15 protein-coding genes are annotated in these 15,848 nt (G+C 69.7%); 10 read left to right on the top strand and 5 right to left on the bottom strand.

Features of this window, described 5'->3' with window-relative positions; translation table 11 throughout:
- From ACF1B9_RS01525 to ACF1B9_RS01515, 3 genes are all read left to right on the top strand, one after another.
- On the top strand, window positions 1-307 hold a 307-nt coding region (locus ACF1B9_RS01525; protein WP_391795888.1), incomplete at its 5' end, for a hypothetical protein.
- A gap of 745 nt (window positions 308-1,052) precedes the next feature.
- Window positions 1,053-1,220: a hypothetical protein gene (locus tag ACF1B9_RS01520; protein WP_391741919.1), complete on the top strand. Its 168-nt coding sequence runs from the start codon at window positions 1,053-1,055 to the stop codon at window positions 1,218-1,220.
- A gap of 73 nt (window positions 1,221-1,293) precedes the next feature.
- On the top strand, window positions 1,294-1,665 hold the full coding sequence (locus ACF1B9_RS01515) for a hypothetical protein (RefSeq protein ID WP_391741920.1): 372 nt from the start codon (window positions 1,294-1,296) through the stop codon (window positions 1,663-1,665).
- A 473-nt stretch (window positions 1,666-2,138) separates the two neighbouring features.
- Here the strand turns inward: ACF1B9_RS01515 and ACF1B9_RS01510 are convergent, their stop codons facing one another.
- Entirely contained in the window at window positions 2,139-2,408 is a 270-nt protein-coding gene (locus ACF1B9_RS01510; protein WP_391741922.1) for a hypothetical protein, read from the bottom strand.
- A gap of 120 nt (window positions 2,409-2,528) precedes the next feature.
- Here ACF1B9_RS01510 and ACF1B9_RS01505 point away from each other — a divergent pair, with 120 nt between their 5' ends.
- Window positions 2,529-2,888 carry an arsenate reductase family protein gene (locus tag ACF1B9_RS01505; protein ID WP_376472295.1) on the top strand — a complete coding sequence of 120 codons (360 nt, stop codon included), beginning with the start codon at window positions 2,529-2,531 and terminating at the stop codon, window positions 2,886-2,888.
- A gap of 27 nt (window positions 2,889-2,915) precedes the next feature.
- Here the strand turns inward: ACF1B9_RS01505 and ACF1B9_RS01500 are convergent, their stop codons facing one another.
- Window positions 2,916-3,782, bottom strand: coding sequence for an alpha/beta fold hydrolase (locus ACF1B9_RS01500; RefSeq protein WP_391741924.1), 867 nt, complete (start codon window positions 3,780-3,782; stop codon window positions 2,916-2,918).
- An 82-nt stretch (window positions 3,783-3,864) separates the two neighbouring features.
- Here ACF1B9_RS01500 and ACF1B9_RS01495 point away from each other — a divergent pair, with 82 nt between their 5' ends.
- Window positions 3,865-4,356, top strand: coding sequence for a MarR family transcriptional regulator (locus tag ACF1B9_RS01495; protein ID WP_391741925.1), 492 nt, complete (start codon window positions 3,865-3,867; stop codon window positions 4,354-4,356).
- Window positions 4,357-4,402: 46 nt separating this feature from the next.
- Here the strand turns inward: ACF1B9_RS01495 and ACF1B9_RS01490 are convergent, their stop codons facing one another.
- The gene (locus tag ACF1B9_RS01490) at window positions 4,403-5,314 is read right to left on the bottom strand and encodes a Gfo/Idh/MocA family protein (RefSeq protein ID WP_391741926.1); all 912 of its coding nucleotides are present in this window, start codon (window positions 5,312-5,314) and stop codon (window positions 4,403-4,405) included.
- A gap of 208 nt (window positions 5,315-5,522) precedes the next feature.
- Between ACF1B9_RS01490 and ACF1B9_RS01485 the strand changes: the two genes are divergently transcribed.
- The 5 genes from ACF1B9_RS01485 (at window position 5,523) to ACF1B9_RS01465 (ending at window position 11,550) form a co-directional block, all read left to right on the top strand.
- A complete protein-coding gene (locus tag ACF1B9_RS01485) occupies window positions 5,523-7,010 on the top strand; it encodes a hypothetical protein (RefSeq protein WP_391741928.1) in 1,488 nt (495 codons plus the stop codon).
- A complete protein-coding gene (locus tag ACF1B9_RS01480) occupies window positions 7,007-8,143 on the top strand; it encodes a hypothetical protein (RefSeq protein ID WP_391741929.1) in 1,137 nt (378 codons plus the stop codon). Before ACF1B9_RS01485 ends, ACF1B9_RS01480 begins: the two co-directional genes overlap by 4 nt.
- A gap of 120 nt (window positions 8,144-8,263) precedes the next feature.
- Complete coding sequence (gene glnII, locus ACF1B9_RS01475) at window positions 8,264-9,307, top strand: glutamine synthetase (protein ID WP_391741930.1); 1,044 nt, start codon at window positions 8,264-8,266, stop codon at window positions 9,305-9,307.
- 376 nt (window positions 9,308-9,683) lie between these two features.
- A complete protein-coding gene (locus ACF1B9_RS01470; RefSeq protein ID WP_391741931.1) occupies window positions 9,684-10,304 on the top strand; it encodes a winged helix-turn-helix domain-containing protein in 621 nt (206 codons plus the stop codon).
- A 391-nt stretch (window positions 10,305-10,695) separates the two neighbouring features.
- Window positions 10,696-11,550, top strand: a complete 855-nt coding sequence (locus ACF1B9_RS01465) for a hypothetical protein (protein WP_391741932.1) — start codon at window positions 10,696-10,698, stop codon at window positions 11,548-11,550.
- Between the two features lie 956 nt (window positions 11,551-12,506).
- On the opposite strand, the gene ACF1B9_RS01460 is transcribed toward ACF1B9_RS01465, so the two are convergent.
- Together ACF1B9_RS01460 and ACF1B9_RS01455 are read right to left on the bottom strand one after the other, a co-directional pair.
- Window positions 12,507-13,232, bottom strand: a complete 726-nt coding sequence (locus ACF1B9_RS01460) for a BTAD domain-containing putative transcriptional regulator (protein ID WP_391741933.1) — start codon at window positions 13,230-13,232, stop codon at window positions 12,507-12,509.
- A gap of 399 nt (window positions 13,233-13,631) precedes the next feature.
- On the bottom strand, window positions 13,632-15,776 hold the full coding sequence (locus ACF1B9_RS01455) for an MMPL family transporter (RefSeq protein WP_391741936.1): 2,145 nt from the start codon (window positions 15,774-15,776) through the stop codon (window positions 13,632-13,634).
- Window positions 15,777-15,848 lie beyond the last annotated feature (72 nt).

Genomic DNA, 15,848 nt, shown 5'->3' with positions numbered 1-15,848 from the left:
CGTCGGCGCAGTCGTCCCGCCACCGGTCGTCGGCGCAGTCGTCCCGCCACCGGTCGTCGGCGCAGTCGTGCCACCACCGGTCGTCGGCGCAGTCGTGCCACCACCGGTCGTCGGCGCAGTCGTCCCGCCACCGGTCGTCGGCGCAGTCGTGCCACCACCGGTCGTCGGCGCAGTCGTCCCGCCACCGGTCGTCGGCGCAGTCGTGCCACCGACCGTGTTACCGCCGCCGACCGTATTACCGCTCCCCGCGATGACGGAGCCACCGATGGTGGAACCGATGATCTGGTTCAGGTTGTTGGTTGTCTGATTGACGACTTGGTTGATCACCGTCTGCGACAGGCCAAGGCTTCTCCCCGTGGCCTGTGCCGCCGCTACGCCCTGCGCCCTCGCCTCTTGCGGGGAAGCGCCCCTGCTTCTCGCCGCTTGTGCCGCGTTCGTTCCGGCAGCTGCGGCAGCGGCTGCACCTGCTCCTGCCGATGTCGCCGATCCCCCGCCGGTGCAGGCCACAGGGCCTACGGCGAAGCTGCCCGCGCCCGTTACGGCGGTCGGTCCGATACGACCGTCAGAAGAAGGTCGCACCATCATTCCCCCGGGGGAGACGGTGAACGTCCCCTTGGGATCGAAGTTCTCTCCCGTCAAGGTACTTGCTACCACCCGACACGTCGCGGTCGGGGCAGCGGAAGCAGGTACGACAGTGGTCGCAGCCAGTCCTCCGACGAGCGCGACTGTTGCGGCGGAACTCAGGACGACGTTTCCTCTCACGGTTTTCTCCTTTTCGGCACTGTGCTTGCTTTTCCCGTCACCGTCGTGAGCGGCGGCCACAGCCACGGCGTGGCTCCGGCGTAACGCTGACGTAGTGACGGAACTGGGCAGCAGCAACTCCGAGCGGAATCCCGGAATCCCTCCTCGTACAGCTTGCGCGTCCTCTTTGAAAATGTCGCGCCGAAATCTTTTTTCGTATTCAACCAGCCATGACTGGGGAGTTGACTCCGGCGACCGTTCACTGGGCACCGGTACGGTGTGCGCGGGAAAAACCGAAGAACAGGAGAAGGATGAGAAAATGTACGCGAAGGCACTTCGACGGCTGGAACAAGTGCCGTACGAGGCGCAACCCGGAGAATGTGACCCAGCTGAACGAGACGGGCCAGCAGCAGGCCGGACCGAACGCTACGATGATGGTCGACGCCCAGTACCAGTTCTACGAGAATCGTCCCCGTTGAGCCATGATGCCGGTGCCACCGAAGCCTCGGCGCGCTGATGGGACGTTCCAGTTCACTCCGAGCCTTTGGGCTGATGAACATGAAGAAGACAACCTTGCGAAACATCGGTGTCGCAGCGGCGGCCTCCTTCTTGGCGGCCGGCATATTGGGCACAGCAGCGAGCGATTCCGTTGCCTCACCGAATAATTCCCAGGTCGCATCGTCGGCAGCCGAGTGCTACACAGCCATTAACAATCCGAACAAGACTGTTTGCTACCGGGTTTCGCAGCGGGCTCTGAATACGGGCAGTCGGATTGTATTCCTGCCCTTCCTCATTCAGGTGCCCACTCCTTCGAATCCACCAACTCCGGCCGTCGTGAATGTTTTGCCGCCACCCCCGCCGGATCTGCCTCCAGGGGATTCCTCCGACGGCACCGGGCAGTCGCTCCAGCCACCAGCCGGCTGAGACCGTCCTCACCGCGGGGACCGGCGGGCTGCCCCCGGCAGACCGTGGGCCCGGCGCACCCCGGAGCCTGAGGGCTGTCCCGTAATCCCTGGCGGGCAGAGCAGCGCTGTTGTGGTGCGATCAGTGCCGCAGGGCGGTTGCCCGCGGACCTCGCGCGACTTTCCTCGTCATCGCGCCTCCCAGCACCGGCCCATCCCCTCAGTCAAAAGGACGGCGGCCGGGACCGCATGCCGTGTGCGCCGGACGGGTGAGGTCCGGAGCAGCAGTGGCACTCAGGGAAGGGCTGCCCCTGGAGTTGCGGCGTCCCGGAGGCCTGCGTCGTGACGGCGGACGGACGGGACCGCCCGGACGGCCTCGGCGTCCGGGGGCCGTGCCACTGCCACCTGCGGGGGGCCGATCCGGGTGCGGTCGTACGTGCCTGTGCCCCCGGGGATTCCGAGGGCACAGGCTTCGCGTGTGCGAGCAGTCGATCGTCAGCGGCCGTATCGGATCAGGGCGCGGACCATGCGGCAGGTCGTGTCGGACGGCGGATGGATGCCGACGCGCTCGGCGATCGTGTGTATCTTGTCGTTGGTCGCGGTCGACGGGTAGTAGACGCCCGTGTCGAGCAGGGCGATCGCCAGGCGCATGGCCTTCAGGCGGCGGTTGTGGGTGACGTACCACTCGCGGGGCCGGCCCGCGGGGAGCGGCTTCTTCCGCAGCGGCTTGTGGAGCGGCTCGGTCGTGACTACGGCAACGGCCATGGGCAACCTCCTGGCACGGTCGTGGAACCCTCACGAACTCCCTCTATTTTACGGCCCACCACTGACAATCGTCGCTGGCCGGCGGGGCTTTCGGAACGTCATTCCCGTACCGTTGGCCCCATGGAGATCTGGATCAATCCCGCCTGTTCGAAGTGCCGCGGCGCGGTGGAACTGCTCGACGCGGAGGGTGCTGAGTACACCGTCCGCCGCTACCTGGAGGACGTGCCTTCGCCGGACGAGATCCGGGCGGTGCTCGACCGGCTCGGGCTGGAGCCGTGGGACATCACACGGACGCAGGAGGCGGAGGCGAAGGAACTCGGGCTCAAGGAGTGGCCGCGCGAAGCCGGTTCACGAGAGCGGTGGATCTCGGCGCTCGCCGGGCATCCGAAGCTGATCCAGCGTCCGATCATCACGGCCGACGACGGGACCGCCGTCGTGGCACGCACGGACGAGGCGGTACGGGACGCCATGAAGCGCTGAACGCGTCGCGGGGCGGGAGCGGCCGGGTCATCGCAAGCTCTCGGCCCTCAGGAAGTCCTCCATCCTGCTGTTCAGTTCGGTGGCCGTCGGCTCGTGCAGCGGCAGGGTGTGGTGTGTCGCGCCGGGGATCACCGCCGTCCGCGCGTGCGGGATCAGCCGGGCCGCCGCCGCGGCGACGCGGGCCGCGTCATGGGCCCGGCTGCGTTCGGCGAGCAGGATCAGGGTCGGCACATCCAGTCCGCCCAGGGACCCGGGCGCGGGGCGGGGTCCGGTGACGGGGCGGGCGGACGGGAAGCCGACTGCGGCGCAGCGCAGTTGCAGCCACACCGGGTCGAGTTCGGCATGACCCGTCTCCCACTCCAGGAAGGCACGCGTCCGTTTCGCCCCGGGGCGGAGCAGCATCGGCAGCGCGTGCAGCAGATAGCCGGGGCGGAAACCGGCGAAGCACCGGGTCGGGTCGAGGAGGATCAGTTTCCGGACGCGGTGGGCCGGCGCGTGCAGCACATGGTGGAGGGCGATCCAGGCTCCGTACGAATGCCCGCACAGTGCGCCCCCGTCGGCGTTCAGGCCGTCCAGTACCGCGTCGAGCCACGTCGTCAGGTCCTCCACCGTACGGATCGGGCGCCTTCCCGCGACGCTGCGGCCCGGGTCACCGACGAGGTCGACGGCATGGACGCGATGGGTGCGGCCCAGATGGGCGGCCTGGGCGTACCAGACGGTGGAGGTACAGCCACCGCCGGCCAGCAGCACCAGGGACGGGGCACCCTCGGGACCATAACTGTTGACGTGGGTGGTGCCGTACGGGGTGGGGACCCGGGTGCTGCGGGTGCCCGTCGGCCACTTGGCCGCCAGGACCTCGTCGTACGCGGCGAGGAATGACGTAGCGGTGGTCATGGGAGGCCTCCCCGGTCGGATACCGACGATATTATCTCGCTCAGCGAGACAATAAAGGTGATCGGAGAAAGGAGGCGCCTGCATGACCGACCAGGGGCCCGAGCTGGAGATCGTCCATCTGCTGCGCAAGGTGACGGTCGAATTCGGCCTGCGCCAGGCCGAGTTCGCCACCCGGCACGGCATGCATCCCACCGATGTGCGGGCCCTGATCTGTCTGCTGGACGCCGGGCGGGCCGGCACGGACGCGACGGCCGGGTGGCTCGGTGCACAGCTCGGACTCAACTCCGCGGGCACCACGTCACTCATCGACCGCCTGGAACGCCTGGGCCACCTCGCTCGCGCCCGTGACCCGCGGGACCGCCGACGGGTCCTGCTGAGCGTGACGCCACGTGCCGTGGAGCTGGGCCGGTCCTTCTTCGGGCCGCTGATCGACGACACGGTGGCAGTGCTGCGCACATTCGACGAGAGCGAGACGGTCGCGGTCCGACGCTTCCTGCACACCGCTCACCGGGCCGTCGCACCACCTCCCCCGTCCGGGCGGGGTGCTGACGGGGCGGGCGGAACGGATGGATAGTTCCTCATGCGCAGGGACACGCCCGCCGCCCCACGCCCCGCTCCCCTTACTTCCCCGCCTGCTCCTCCGCCTCGGCCAGCAGCTCCGTCATACGCAGGCCGAACCGTACGTCGCAGGGGTGCGGCTCCCCTGTGCGCACCGAGTCGATCAGGGCGTCCACCGCTGACCGGAAGGAGCCGACCGGATCGCTCCACCGCGGCAGTGCGACGGTTCCTTCTTCGCCCCTGAGTTCGATCTCCGCGCCCACCGCGCCGACCGGGGCGCCCAGCGCGAGCGTCACCGTGCTGGAGGCACCGGAGGTGTGGCGGAGGATCAGGTGCGTGGTGTCGGACGGACCGCGGGCCGCGGTCAGTTGTGTGACGTCGCCCAGGATGGGGATCAGGACCGACAGGACGTGCGGGCCGACGTCCCACAGACCGCCCTTCTCGCGGCGCCAGGGGGAGGCAGCGTACTCACTGGTCGTGCCGGGGGCGAAATGCGCCCCGATCCACTCGGCGCGGGCGGTGAACCAGCCGTCCACGGCGGCCTGTTCGGTGACCCAGTCGGATGTCTCGGCCGCGAAGCGCAGGGTGCAGAAGACGATGGACGCCGCCCCCGCGTCCTCCGTGGCCCGGGCGACCTCGCGGGCTGCCGTCACGGTGGTCGCGACCGGCTTGTCCAGCAGCAGATGACGGCCGGTGGCGGCGGCGCGGGCGGCGAGCGGGGCCTGGACGTCCGGCGGCACGGCGAACGCGATCGCGTCGCTGGCCGCGAAGAGCTCGTCGATGCCCGCCTCGCCCGTGTACGGCGTGGTGCCGTGGGCGGCGGCCAGCGCGTCCGCGGCTTCGCGCCGTCGGCCCCACACGCCGCTCAGAGCGACGCCGGGGTGGGCTGCGAGGGCGGGGGCCTGGGTGTTCCGGGCCCAGGGGCCCGCACCGACGAGGCCGATACGCAACGAGGTCGGGGGAAGAGTCGTCATGGGGCAAGTCTGCCGGGTTCGCCGGACCGCTCCCGTATTGAACTGGCGCCACGTGGACTTCCTGGCTACGTTTGCGGTGCCGGCCGCGGGACTCCGGCGCGACTTCCGGGACTTGCCTCTGAAGCACTGATTTCGCTGTTCGCGCCCCCATTCCCCGGCCGGCGTTCCGCCCCTTCGCACCAGGGCGGGCGACACCACGGGGGAAACCATGACGACCAGCGGCGAGACCGCGCGCGCCGGGGCCGGTTCCGGCCTCGTCGCCGCCGAGGACGTGCTCCTCTTCGTCAACGCGGCGATCACCGCGACCGGACAGCGCGAGTTCCGTACGACCGCGTATCAGCAGCAACTCTCGCTGGACTTCCTCCATGAGTACGTACGGGTCAACTACCGTCGCGTGTACGCCGCCGCGCTCGCCCTCGACATCAACGACCACAACGCCGCGCGCATCGTCCAGGGGCTGCTGGAGACCGCCGCCGACGCGACCGCCGAGGAGAAGCGCACCGAGGGCCGGCTGATCGCCGCCCGGCTGGCGAAGCTGCCGCCGCAGCGCGTCTATCGGCTGTTCCGGGCGCTGCGCGGGGCGAAGGTGAACAACCGGCGGACCCGCGCGATCGTGCGCGACTGGCTGGCCGCCCGGCCGGACAAGGCGCACGACGCGGTGAAGTACCGCTCCGGTCTGAAGACCGCCGCGCGCCATGTCCACCTTCGGTTCGACGGGCCGGACGAGCCGGACGAGACGGGGGACTTCCTGTTCCGGCCGGGGCGTCGGCCGCGCTACCGGCACCGGCTGCTCGACGCGTGGCGGCGCGCCCACTACGAGCAGGGGGCCGTCGACGAGCTGCCCTTCACCGTCGCGGAGGGCTTCGCCGCCCGGCACGGGATGAAGCGCGAGGTGTTCCTTGAGCGGGCGGTGCCGAGGATGACCCGGCTGGAGCGGCTGCGGACCCTGGGCCGGCGCACCGCCGGGGACGAGGCTCCGCTGCCCCAGGGCGTCGACCTGACCGTGATGCCGCTGACCCGGCTCGCCCTGTACGTCCTGTCGCTCGGCTTCGGGGCGCGCCGGCTCCACCGCGAGGAGCTGACCCATGCCCTGCGGGCCGCCGCCCGCCGTACGGCGGGACCGCATGCCGGGAGCTGGGGCCGGGTCGCCGCCGTACTGGACGACAGCTACTCGTCGTCCGGATCGGGCGAGAAGCGGCGTCGTCCGCTCGCCGTGGCGCTGGCCTGCCACTTCCTGCTGGAGGCGCTGGCCGCGCCTGGGGCGTACACCGCGCTGTGGACCTCGGGCGGCACCGATCCGCTGCTGGCCAGGCCCTGGGGACCGACCCCACTCGGCATCCGGGTACTGGACGCCCTGGAGCGCGGTCCGGACCGGCTGGTCATCGTCTCGGACGGCTGGGACAACGCGCCGTCCGGACTCGCGGGCGAGGTGCTGCGAGTGTGGCGGACCCGGCTCGACCCGGACCGGCGCACGGCGGTGGTGCATGTGAACCCCGTATACGACGCGGACGGATTCGACGTGCGGCACCTCGCACCGGGCGTCCCCACCGCCGGTATCCGGGACGCGGAGGATCTTCCCGCGCTGGTGGAGATCGCACAGTTCGCCGAGGGGCGTACCGGTACAGCGGCCCTGTACGCCTATCTGGACCGCCAGGTCGCACGTTTCACCGGTGAGCACAGAGGGGCAGCGGCGTGAACAGGCTCGAACTGTCCGGGCTCGCCGCCCGCCCCGCGCAGGTGTGGGGCGGCATCCGGCTGGTGCCGCTGGTGCGTGAGCAGCCGGTCGAGGGACTCCGGCTGCACCGGGTGCTCTACACGGGGTACGGGAACGGCGTCGTGGACATCGGTCCGCGCTCGCGCTACACCTCGTACATCCCCCACGGCTTCGTCGCCGACTGGTCCGGCGAGGGCGCACAGTCCGCCGCGTACGGTACGCAGCTCGGCGCCGGACCGGGCGCCCCGGCCGGGAACCCGCCGCCCCGGACCGCCCGGCTCCAGCGCCACCACCACCGGATGGCCAAGCGGCAGCCGGGCGACCGGCTGCGCTTCCTGCCGTTGCACCTCGCGCTGGAGGGCTACCTCGCCCTGCACTTCGGTGGCCCCGCCGTCGCCTGGGAGGAGTGGTCGCGCCGGGCGCTGCGCGACGGGCTCTCCCCGCGCGCCGAGGACGCGTACCTGGGGTGGTCGGTGCGCGGGCTCGGTGACGCGCTGCGGGCCTTCGAGATCCATCCCGGCCAGTGCGGGGTGATGGTGTACGCGGCCGACGCGCTCGCCGCCGCCTTCGTGACGCCGCATCCGGACGACTACCGCCTGCTGCACCCTTCGCTGATCGAGGATCTGTACGGGGAACTGGTCCACCAGTACGCGCTGTACGGTGCGCCCGTCCCGGAGTTCACGGCGCGCATTCCCGACGGTCCGCGGCTGGGAACGCTCGCCGGTCTGCGGGCGGCGGCGCTGGCGCAGGAACGGGAGTGGGCCGAGGCGCACGGCACGCTGTTCGCGAGCGAGCTGCTGGACACCCCGTACACCTTCGACCGGGTGTACCGAATGGGTTCGTTCACGCTGTGGCGGTTCCTGCCGCCGTTCCTCCGTAACGGGGAGGGCCGCCACATCGGCGAGACGATCACCGACCACAAGGGGCAGGTCGCGTATCTGAAGACGTTCCGGCTGTCCGAGGCCCAGATCCGGCGCGGACATCTGCTGCACCGGCTCTCCGACGCCGACTGGCGGCTCGCGCGGGCGGCCGAGGCGCTGGGCACCAGTGAGGAAGAACTGGTGCGCCGGATCCGCGCCGCCGGTTTCGAGACCCTGCTCAGAGCCCGCGCGTAACGCGGAAATCCTCGGTAACACGGGGTTCACATTCGGGCAACGGACGGGAAATCGCGTCTTGCGAAGCTGCGCTGCAGAGACCGGACCGCAGCACCGCAACACCCGCGAAGGATGGCTTCCGTGACGTTCAAGGCCGAGTACATCTGGATCGACGGCACCGAGCCGACCGCCAAGCTCCGTTCGAAGACGAAGATCGTGGCCGGGAGTCCGTCGCAGGATGTGGCGGAGCTGCCGATCTGGGGCTTCGACGGTTCGAGCACCAGCCAGGCCGAGGGCCGCGCCTCCGACCGGGTACTGAAGCCGGTCTTCACGTGTCCGGACCCGATCCGCGGCGGCGACGACATCCTCGTCCTGTGCGAGGTCCTCGACATCGACATGACGCCGCACGAGTCCAACACCCGTGCCGAGCTTCGTCCGACGGCCGAGCGGTTCGCCGGCCAGGAGCCGGTCTTCGGCATCGAGCAGGAGTACACCTTCTTCGACGGCCACCGCCCGCTCGGCTTCCCCGAGGGCGGCTTCCCGGCCGCGCAGGGCGGCTACTACTGCGGGGTCGGTGCCGACGAGATCTTCGGCCGCGACATCGTCGAGAAGCACCTCGACAACTGCCTGAAGGCGGGCCTCGGCATCTGCGGCATCAACGCCGAAGTGATGCCCGGCCAGTGGGAGTTCCAGGTCGGCCCGCTGTCCCCGCTGGAGGTCTCCGACCAGCTGTGGGTCGCCCGCTGGCTGCTGTACCGCACCGCCGAGGACTTCGGCGTCTCCGCGACCCTCGACCCGAAGCCGGTCAAGGGCGACTGGAACGGAGCGGGTGCGCACACCAACTTCTCCACCAAGGCGATGCGCGAAGGACCTGAGGGCTATGCCGCGATCATCACCGCGTGCGAGTCGCTGGGCGAGGGCTCGAAGCCGATGGACCACGTCAAGAACTACGGCGCGGGCATCGACGACCGTCTGACCGGTCTGCACGAGACCGCTCCGTGGAACGAGTACAGCTACGGCGTCTCCGACCGAGGCGCCTCGGTCCGCATCCCGTGGCAGGTCGAGCAGGACCAGAAGGGCTACATCGAGGACCGCCGCCCGAACGCCAACGTCGACCCGTACGTCGTCACGCGGCTGATCGTCGACACCTGCTGCACCGCGCTGGAGAAGGCCGACCAGGTCTGATCCTCGACCGTCGCCAGCACGAGGGGGCGTCCGACCGGCCGGTTGGACGCCCCCTCAGCGCCTTCGCCGCCCCGCGGGCCCGCCTCCCGGACAGGTGAGGACATAACGCCAAAGGTCCCGTGTCGACGGCTGAGAGAGGCCTGCTGCGCCGTCACGTTCTCTGGTTCAATGGGGTCATGGCCAGCATCCAGCACACCTCGACAGGTCGCAGCGACCTCGAACCGTTCTGGCCGTCCCGTCAGCATCACGACTTCGACCGGGTGTGTTGCCGCGCGTTGAACGCGCAGGCCCTCTAAAGCCGCTCACCCCGGCCTTCGGTCCGCGCGCCAGTAAGTCCGTCCCTCGACGACTCCTTCGCGCGAAAGAGCTGACCCTCATGGCGAACACTGACACCTTCTCCGCCGCAGCCGCTGCCACGGCGTCGCCTCCGGCGGCCGCTGCGGCCACCACCTCCGCCCGCCCGCTCTCCCCCAACCGCCACCGGCTGCGCGCCGTCGCCCCCGACGAGGTCGTCCAGCTGGCCGATGTGGCTGAATTCCTGCCGCCGGGTGCCACCTGGCTGCCCGCACCCCAGCACACCCTTCCGGCGCTGCCGGGCCGCCCGCCGATGATCGGCTACCTGGTGCTCGTACCGGCCGACCAGCAGCCGGCCGTCACCGCGGCCACCGCCGCGGCCGCCCAGTACGTGGTGCCGTCGCCGGTGAAGGACCCGGTCGCGGGTCCGGTGCGCATCGACCCCGTACAGCGCGTCGCCGCGGTCGACGGGAACACGCTCGACCTCACCTACCTGGAGTTCGAGCTGCTCGCCCACCTCGTCGCGCACCCGCACCGGGTGCACACCCGCGATCAGTTGGTGACCACGGTCTGGGGCTACGGACATGTGGGCGATGGACGGACCGTGGACGTCCATGTCGCCCGGCTGCGCCGCAAGCTGGGCGCCGAGCACCGCCGGACGATCCAGACGGTGCGGCGCGTCGGCTACAAGTACGCCCCCTGAGGCCCATTACCGTACGCAGCCAAGCACGACGCTCGGTCGGATTCCTGCTCTCAGCTGCGCATATCGGGCGCCCGTGCCGAGCGGCAGCCCGATCGACTGCCGTTCGGCAGCTCCCCGGTGAGGTCGCGTGCCTCCAGGATTTCCTGGGTCTTCCTGCTGCTCTTCACACCGGTCGGTTTCGCGGCCGGAATCGGTTCGAGCCCCGGGAGACATGGCCCGTAGGGGAGTCCTTGGCCAGGTCCGGGGCGCAAGTGGCCGCCTGCGGGGAGTGTCCGCAGGCGGCCGTCAGCCGAGCCCGGTCACGCCGACGTCACGCCGCGGTGATGCCCGGCACCCCACTCTGGCTGGTGCAGGCAAGCGCAAACCCGCTTTCACACGCAAGGAATCCACCATGATGAAAAGCATTCGGCAAGGAATTCCCCGCATCATCGGCGCGTCGTGCTTGGCCGCGGCCCTCGCGGGCGGCGTAGGCGCGACAAGCGCCGCAGCAGCGCCCCAGACCCCGCCAACGGCCCCGTCCGCAGTCTGCAATCGGTTCCAGCCACAGTTCTGCAACGGCAACGTCCTCCAGCAGGGCGCTCAGACCGGCCGGGGGCGCGGCAACGTCCTCCAGCAGGGCGCACAGACCGGCCGCGGCAACGGCAACGTCCTCCAGCAGGGCGCACAGACCGGCCCCAACAACGGCAACGTCCTCCAGCAAGGCGCACAGACCGGCCGCGGCAACGGCAACGTCCTCCAGCAAGGCGCACAGACCGGCCGCGGCAACGGCAACGTCCTCCAGCAAGGCGCACAGACCGGCCGCGGCAACGGCAATGTGCTGCAGCAGGGTGCTCAGACCGGCCGCGGCAACGGCAACGTCCTCCAGCAAGGCGCACAGACCGGCGGCAACGGCAACGTCCTCCAGCAGGGCGCACAGACCGGCCCCAACAACGGCAACGTCCTCCAGCAGGGCGCGCAGACCGGCCGCGGCAACGGCAACGTCCTCCAGCAGGGCGCTCAGACCGGCGGCAACGGCAACGTCCTCCAGCAGGGCGCGCAGACCGGCGGCAACGGCAACGTCCTCCAGCAGGGCGCGCAGACCGGCGGCAACGGCAACGTCCTCCAGCAAGGCGCGCAGACCGGCCCCAACAACGGCAACGTCCTCCAGCAAGGCGCACAGACCGGCGGCAACGGCAACGTCCTCCAGCAAGGCGCGCAGACCGGCCCCAACAACGGCAACGTCCTCCAGCAAGGCGCACAGACGTGACCTCTGGCGCGAGCTGACCACGCACACCTACCGACCAGATTCGACAACGCGAACCCGCCACTGGGCAGTGGCGGGTTCGCCATTTCCGTGATAAATCCGGTCCCTCGGACTGTGGAGCCATTCCGATGCAACCAGCTCTGCGGCGAGGCCGGTCCGGTACTGGCGTTGCCCTGATCCGGGCCTCGGCCCGGATCTCAGGCCGGCCGGGGAAGGTATGACGGTGGACGTACTTGGCCTAAGAACTCGTCACACGATCCTGTTGAAGTGTGCCTCGCATCCGCCGACGCAGCGTCGTACGGTTGCGCCGGCTCCGAGATCGATTCGTACGCCCTCAAGACCAGCGGCGGGGTGACAAACGGGACCATCCACCTGTTCTACGACTCATCGTCGGGGAGAACTGTGCGGTGGCCGTGGCGACCTCGACGGGAGGGTACGGCACGCCCACCCTGAAGATGGTGTGGCTGATGAAGTGCCCTGCCGGGTACAAGGCGTGGGCGTCGTGCGACGACGCCCACGCTGCGTACGTACAGGACCCCGCCGTAGGCAGCTCGACGAAGTACTCCCGGTATGCGGGGCCCGTTTCGCTGAGTGCAGCCGGGCGGTGCATCTCCGTCGGCGGGAGCATCACGTCCCCGAGCGGGACCAATGCCCATTACAAATCCATTTCTGGTCTGCCTACTACGGAACCTTTGGTTCTGCGCCTGATCAAGGGCTGTGTCGAACGCCCCGCTCAGCTGTGTCTCGTCGCGGGTGCACAGCCGGTACGCCAGGGCTGTGGCTGATCTCGCGGTCGGTGGCAGCCCGGTGGTGATCGAGCTGTCGGTACGGCGCTTGCCCCGAGACAGACGCGCTGTCACCCTCATCAGGAAAATCTCGCGGCACCCGACCCCGTTCAAGTGAGCGGCCATGCACGTCGGCTCGTACGCCGACGTGCATGGCCGCTCACGCAGTCACAGCTACAGGGATCCGTTGCCGGGGCGCGACTGCTGCAGTTCGGACACGAGCCGGCGCAGCCGCGGTGTGGGCCGAAGCCCCAACTCGTCGTGGAGGTGCTGCTCGTAGCGTTCGAAGTTGCACAGCGCCTCGGACCGGTTGTCCTCCGCCAGGTGCGCGCGGATCAGCAGAGCCTGGCTGCTCTCCCGCAGCGGATCCGCTTGGACGGCCGCATGGGCGGCCGTCACAGCCCCGGCGAACTCCTTCGTGTCGATGAAGACTCCCGTCAGTGCCTCAAGGGCGTGGAGTCGAAGTTGCCGCCACTGCTCCGCCTCCGGCAACATCCACTCGTCGTACCAGCCGGGCAGCAAGTCGACGGAGAGCTGGTCGACGGTCGCCGCGTTGAGGTCGAGCTCCTCGGCCGGGACATGGGGATCGAGTATGTGCTGGGCCAACGACCGAGCTCGGTACAGGTCGACGGTGGCTTCCCGCGCGAGGCGCAACTCGGCGGGGCAGATGTTCAGCGCTTGCTTCCCGAGGCCCTGCAGGCGTGAGAGTGCCGACCGCAGGTTCGTGTTCGCACCCTGCTCGGATGCTTCGGGCCAAAGACTCCCGGCGACCAGAGCCCGAGGGACAGCAGCCCGGTAGTTGAGCGCGATAAACGCCAGAAGTCGCTTCGAGCCGACTGGGACGGTCACCGGTTCATCGCCGACCACGATGTCGAAACCGCCGAGAAGAGAGATGCTCACGGGCGGCTCGAGCCTGGTGGGCGGCGGAGAGAAAGCGAGATCATATGAACTCATGGCTTTGGGATCGCGTAGGGGTCGGTATACCCGGCGCCCGTCGACCGGCCGCGCCGCCATTGCTGAGGGCCAGCGATCTTTACACCTCCCGCTTAGCCATGCTGCTCTACCCGTCGAGAGTTGTCGAATTGTCCCAATCCGTCCCACGAAATGGCGCCCTCCGGCCGAGCTTTTGCAGGTATGGCGCACGAGCCGAGCCGACGGGCGGTGGCCACGGTCAGTGCACGGCACAAGTGCGCCGGGGTGACCATCGCACCATTCGCTCCTTCTGTTGAACGTATAAACACTGCCGGCGGTATCTGCCGCGGCCGCCCCGGCCGGTGGTGAGCAGGCCGGGGCAGTCGGTCAGCCGCGCGTCCCCGACATCGCCAGTGCCTCGGGCGTACCCGTCTCCGGCTCGCCGTGCTCCAGGCCCGGCAGCCGGGCCAGCCCGCGCGGGGTCCGCCAGTTCCGCTCCCCCAGCAGGGCCATCACGGAAGGCAGCAGGATCATCCGTACGATCGTGGCGTCCAGCAGTACCGCGACGGCGAGGCCGACGCCCATCTGCTGCATGTCCTGCATCGACAGCGTCCCGAAGACGGCGAACACCGCGACCATGATCATGGCGGCACCGGTCACCGCGCCCGCCGTCCGCCGGATGCCCTCGTCGATGGCGGCCCGGGTGCCCAGACCGCGGTCACGGGCCTCACGGATCCGGGAGACCACGAACACGTGGTAGTCCATGGAGAGTCCGAACAGGACGACCAGGACGAACAGCGGAATCCAGGCCTCGATCGCGCCGACGCCCTCCGAACCGATCAGCGAGGCCCCCCAGCCGTGCTGGAAGACGGCGACCATCACTCCGTACGCGGCGGCCACGGAGAGCAGGTTGAGCACGATCGAGGTCACGGCGATGACGTACGAGCGGAAGCAGAACAGCATCAGCAGGAAGGTCACGGCCGTGATGAAGACGAAGACCGGGACGATGCCGCGCTTCAGCTGGTCGTTGAAGTCCACGGACCCGGCGATCTCCCCGGTCACGTACACCTGGGCCCCTGTGCCGTCGAACGCGGCGGGCAACCGCTTCTCGCGCAGCTCGGAGAGGTCGGCCTCGCCGCCGGGGAGCGGTACCTCGATCTCTGCGACGTTCTGCGCCGTGTGGACGGTGACCTTGTCGAAGCCGTCGAACGCCTTGCGCAGCGCGGGTGTCCCGATGTGGTCGGCCTTGATCACGACGCGCGCCGGGGCGGGGCCGCCGGGGAAGTTCTCGTTGATCTGCCGGTAGGCGACCGAGAGCTGCGAATCGGAGCCGAACTGCTTCTCCAGGCCCAGCTGTTCGGTCTTCATGCCCAGGGCGGGCGCGGCGAGGGCGAGCAGTACGACGACCGAGGCCGCCGCGAAGGTCTTCGGCCGCGACAGAACCGGCTTCAGCACCGTGCCGGCGAATCCGCCGCTGGTACGTGCGCGCCGGTTCCCCCGCCGGTTTTCCCGGCCCCCGAGGAACGGCACCCGTCCCGCGTCGGTCCGGTCGCCCAGCCAGGACAGCAGTGCGGGAAGCACCGTCACCGAGCCCAGCATCGCGATGAAGACCACGATGATCGTGGCGAGCGCGAAGCCTTTGAACAGCATCAGCCCGGACAGGAACATGCCGGCCATCGCGACCATGACCGTGAGTCCGGAGACGAGCACGGCCCGGCCGCTGGTCGCCGCCGCGATCCGCAGGGCGGTTTCGGCATCGCGCCCCGCCGCCCGCTCGTCGCGCTCGCGCCGCAGGTAGAAGAGGCAGTAGTCGACGCCGACGGCGAAGCCCATCAGGAACATCACGGAGTACGTGGTCTGGAACAGGTGCAGTTGGTGGCTGGCGAGCGAGAGCAGTCCGAAGGCGGCCATGCAGGCGGTCAGTGCCAGCCCGACCGGGAGCAACGCCGCGACGACCGCCCCGAAGGCGACCAGCAGAATGCCCAGGGCCAGGGGTACGGCGGTGAACTCGGCCTTCTTGAAGTCCTCGGACAGCAGGTCGCCCAGCCACTTCCCGGCGCTGGCCTCGCCGAACTGGTGGACGGTGACGCCGGGGTGGTCCGCCCGGACGCCGGACACGGCGTCGAGCACGGGCTGCACCCTGTCCGGCGCCGTCGCCGCGTCCCCCTTCATGTCGAAGGTGATCAGCGCGTCCTTGCCGTCCTTGGAGGGGATCGGCGCCGCGACGCGCGTCACCTCACCGGTCCTGTCGAGGGCCGCGGCGATCTCACGGGCGGCTCCTCGCCAGTCGTCCGCCTTCGCGGTCGACACCATGACCAGTTCACCGGCCGGCTGCCCGAGCCCGGCGTCGGCGAGAATGCGCTCGGCCCGCGCCGAATCGCCCGCGGCGTTCTCCGCGTCGTCCATCTCGACCAGGCCGGATGCCCCGCCGATGGCCGTGGCGAGCACGACGAAGAGCAGCCAGCCGAGAATGGCGGTCTTGCGGTGGTGTGCGCTCCACCCACCGATGCGTGCCGCGAGGTTGCGCCTCATGGCGTGTTCGCCCCCAGAAGTCGGATCGAAGTCAATGGCAGCCGACGCCGGACGCGTCGCTGACGGACGCTG

It is taken from the genome of Streptomyces sp. NPDC014727 (assembly GCF_043083485.1).
In the GTDB taxonomy this organism is placed as follows: domain Bacteria; phylum Actinomycetota; class Actinomycetes; order Streptomycetales; family Streptomycetaceae; genus Streptomyces.
Note: the sequence above shows the minus strand (reverse complement) of the source record. Positions and strands in the feature narration are given on the sequence as shown.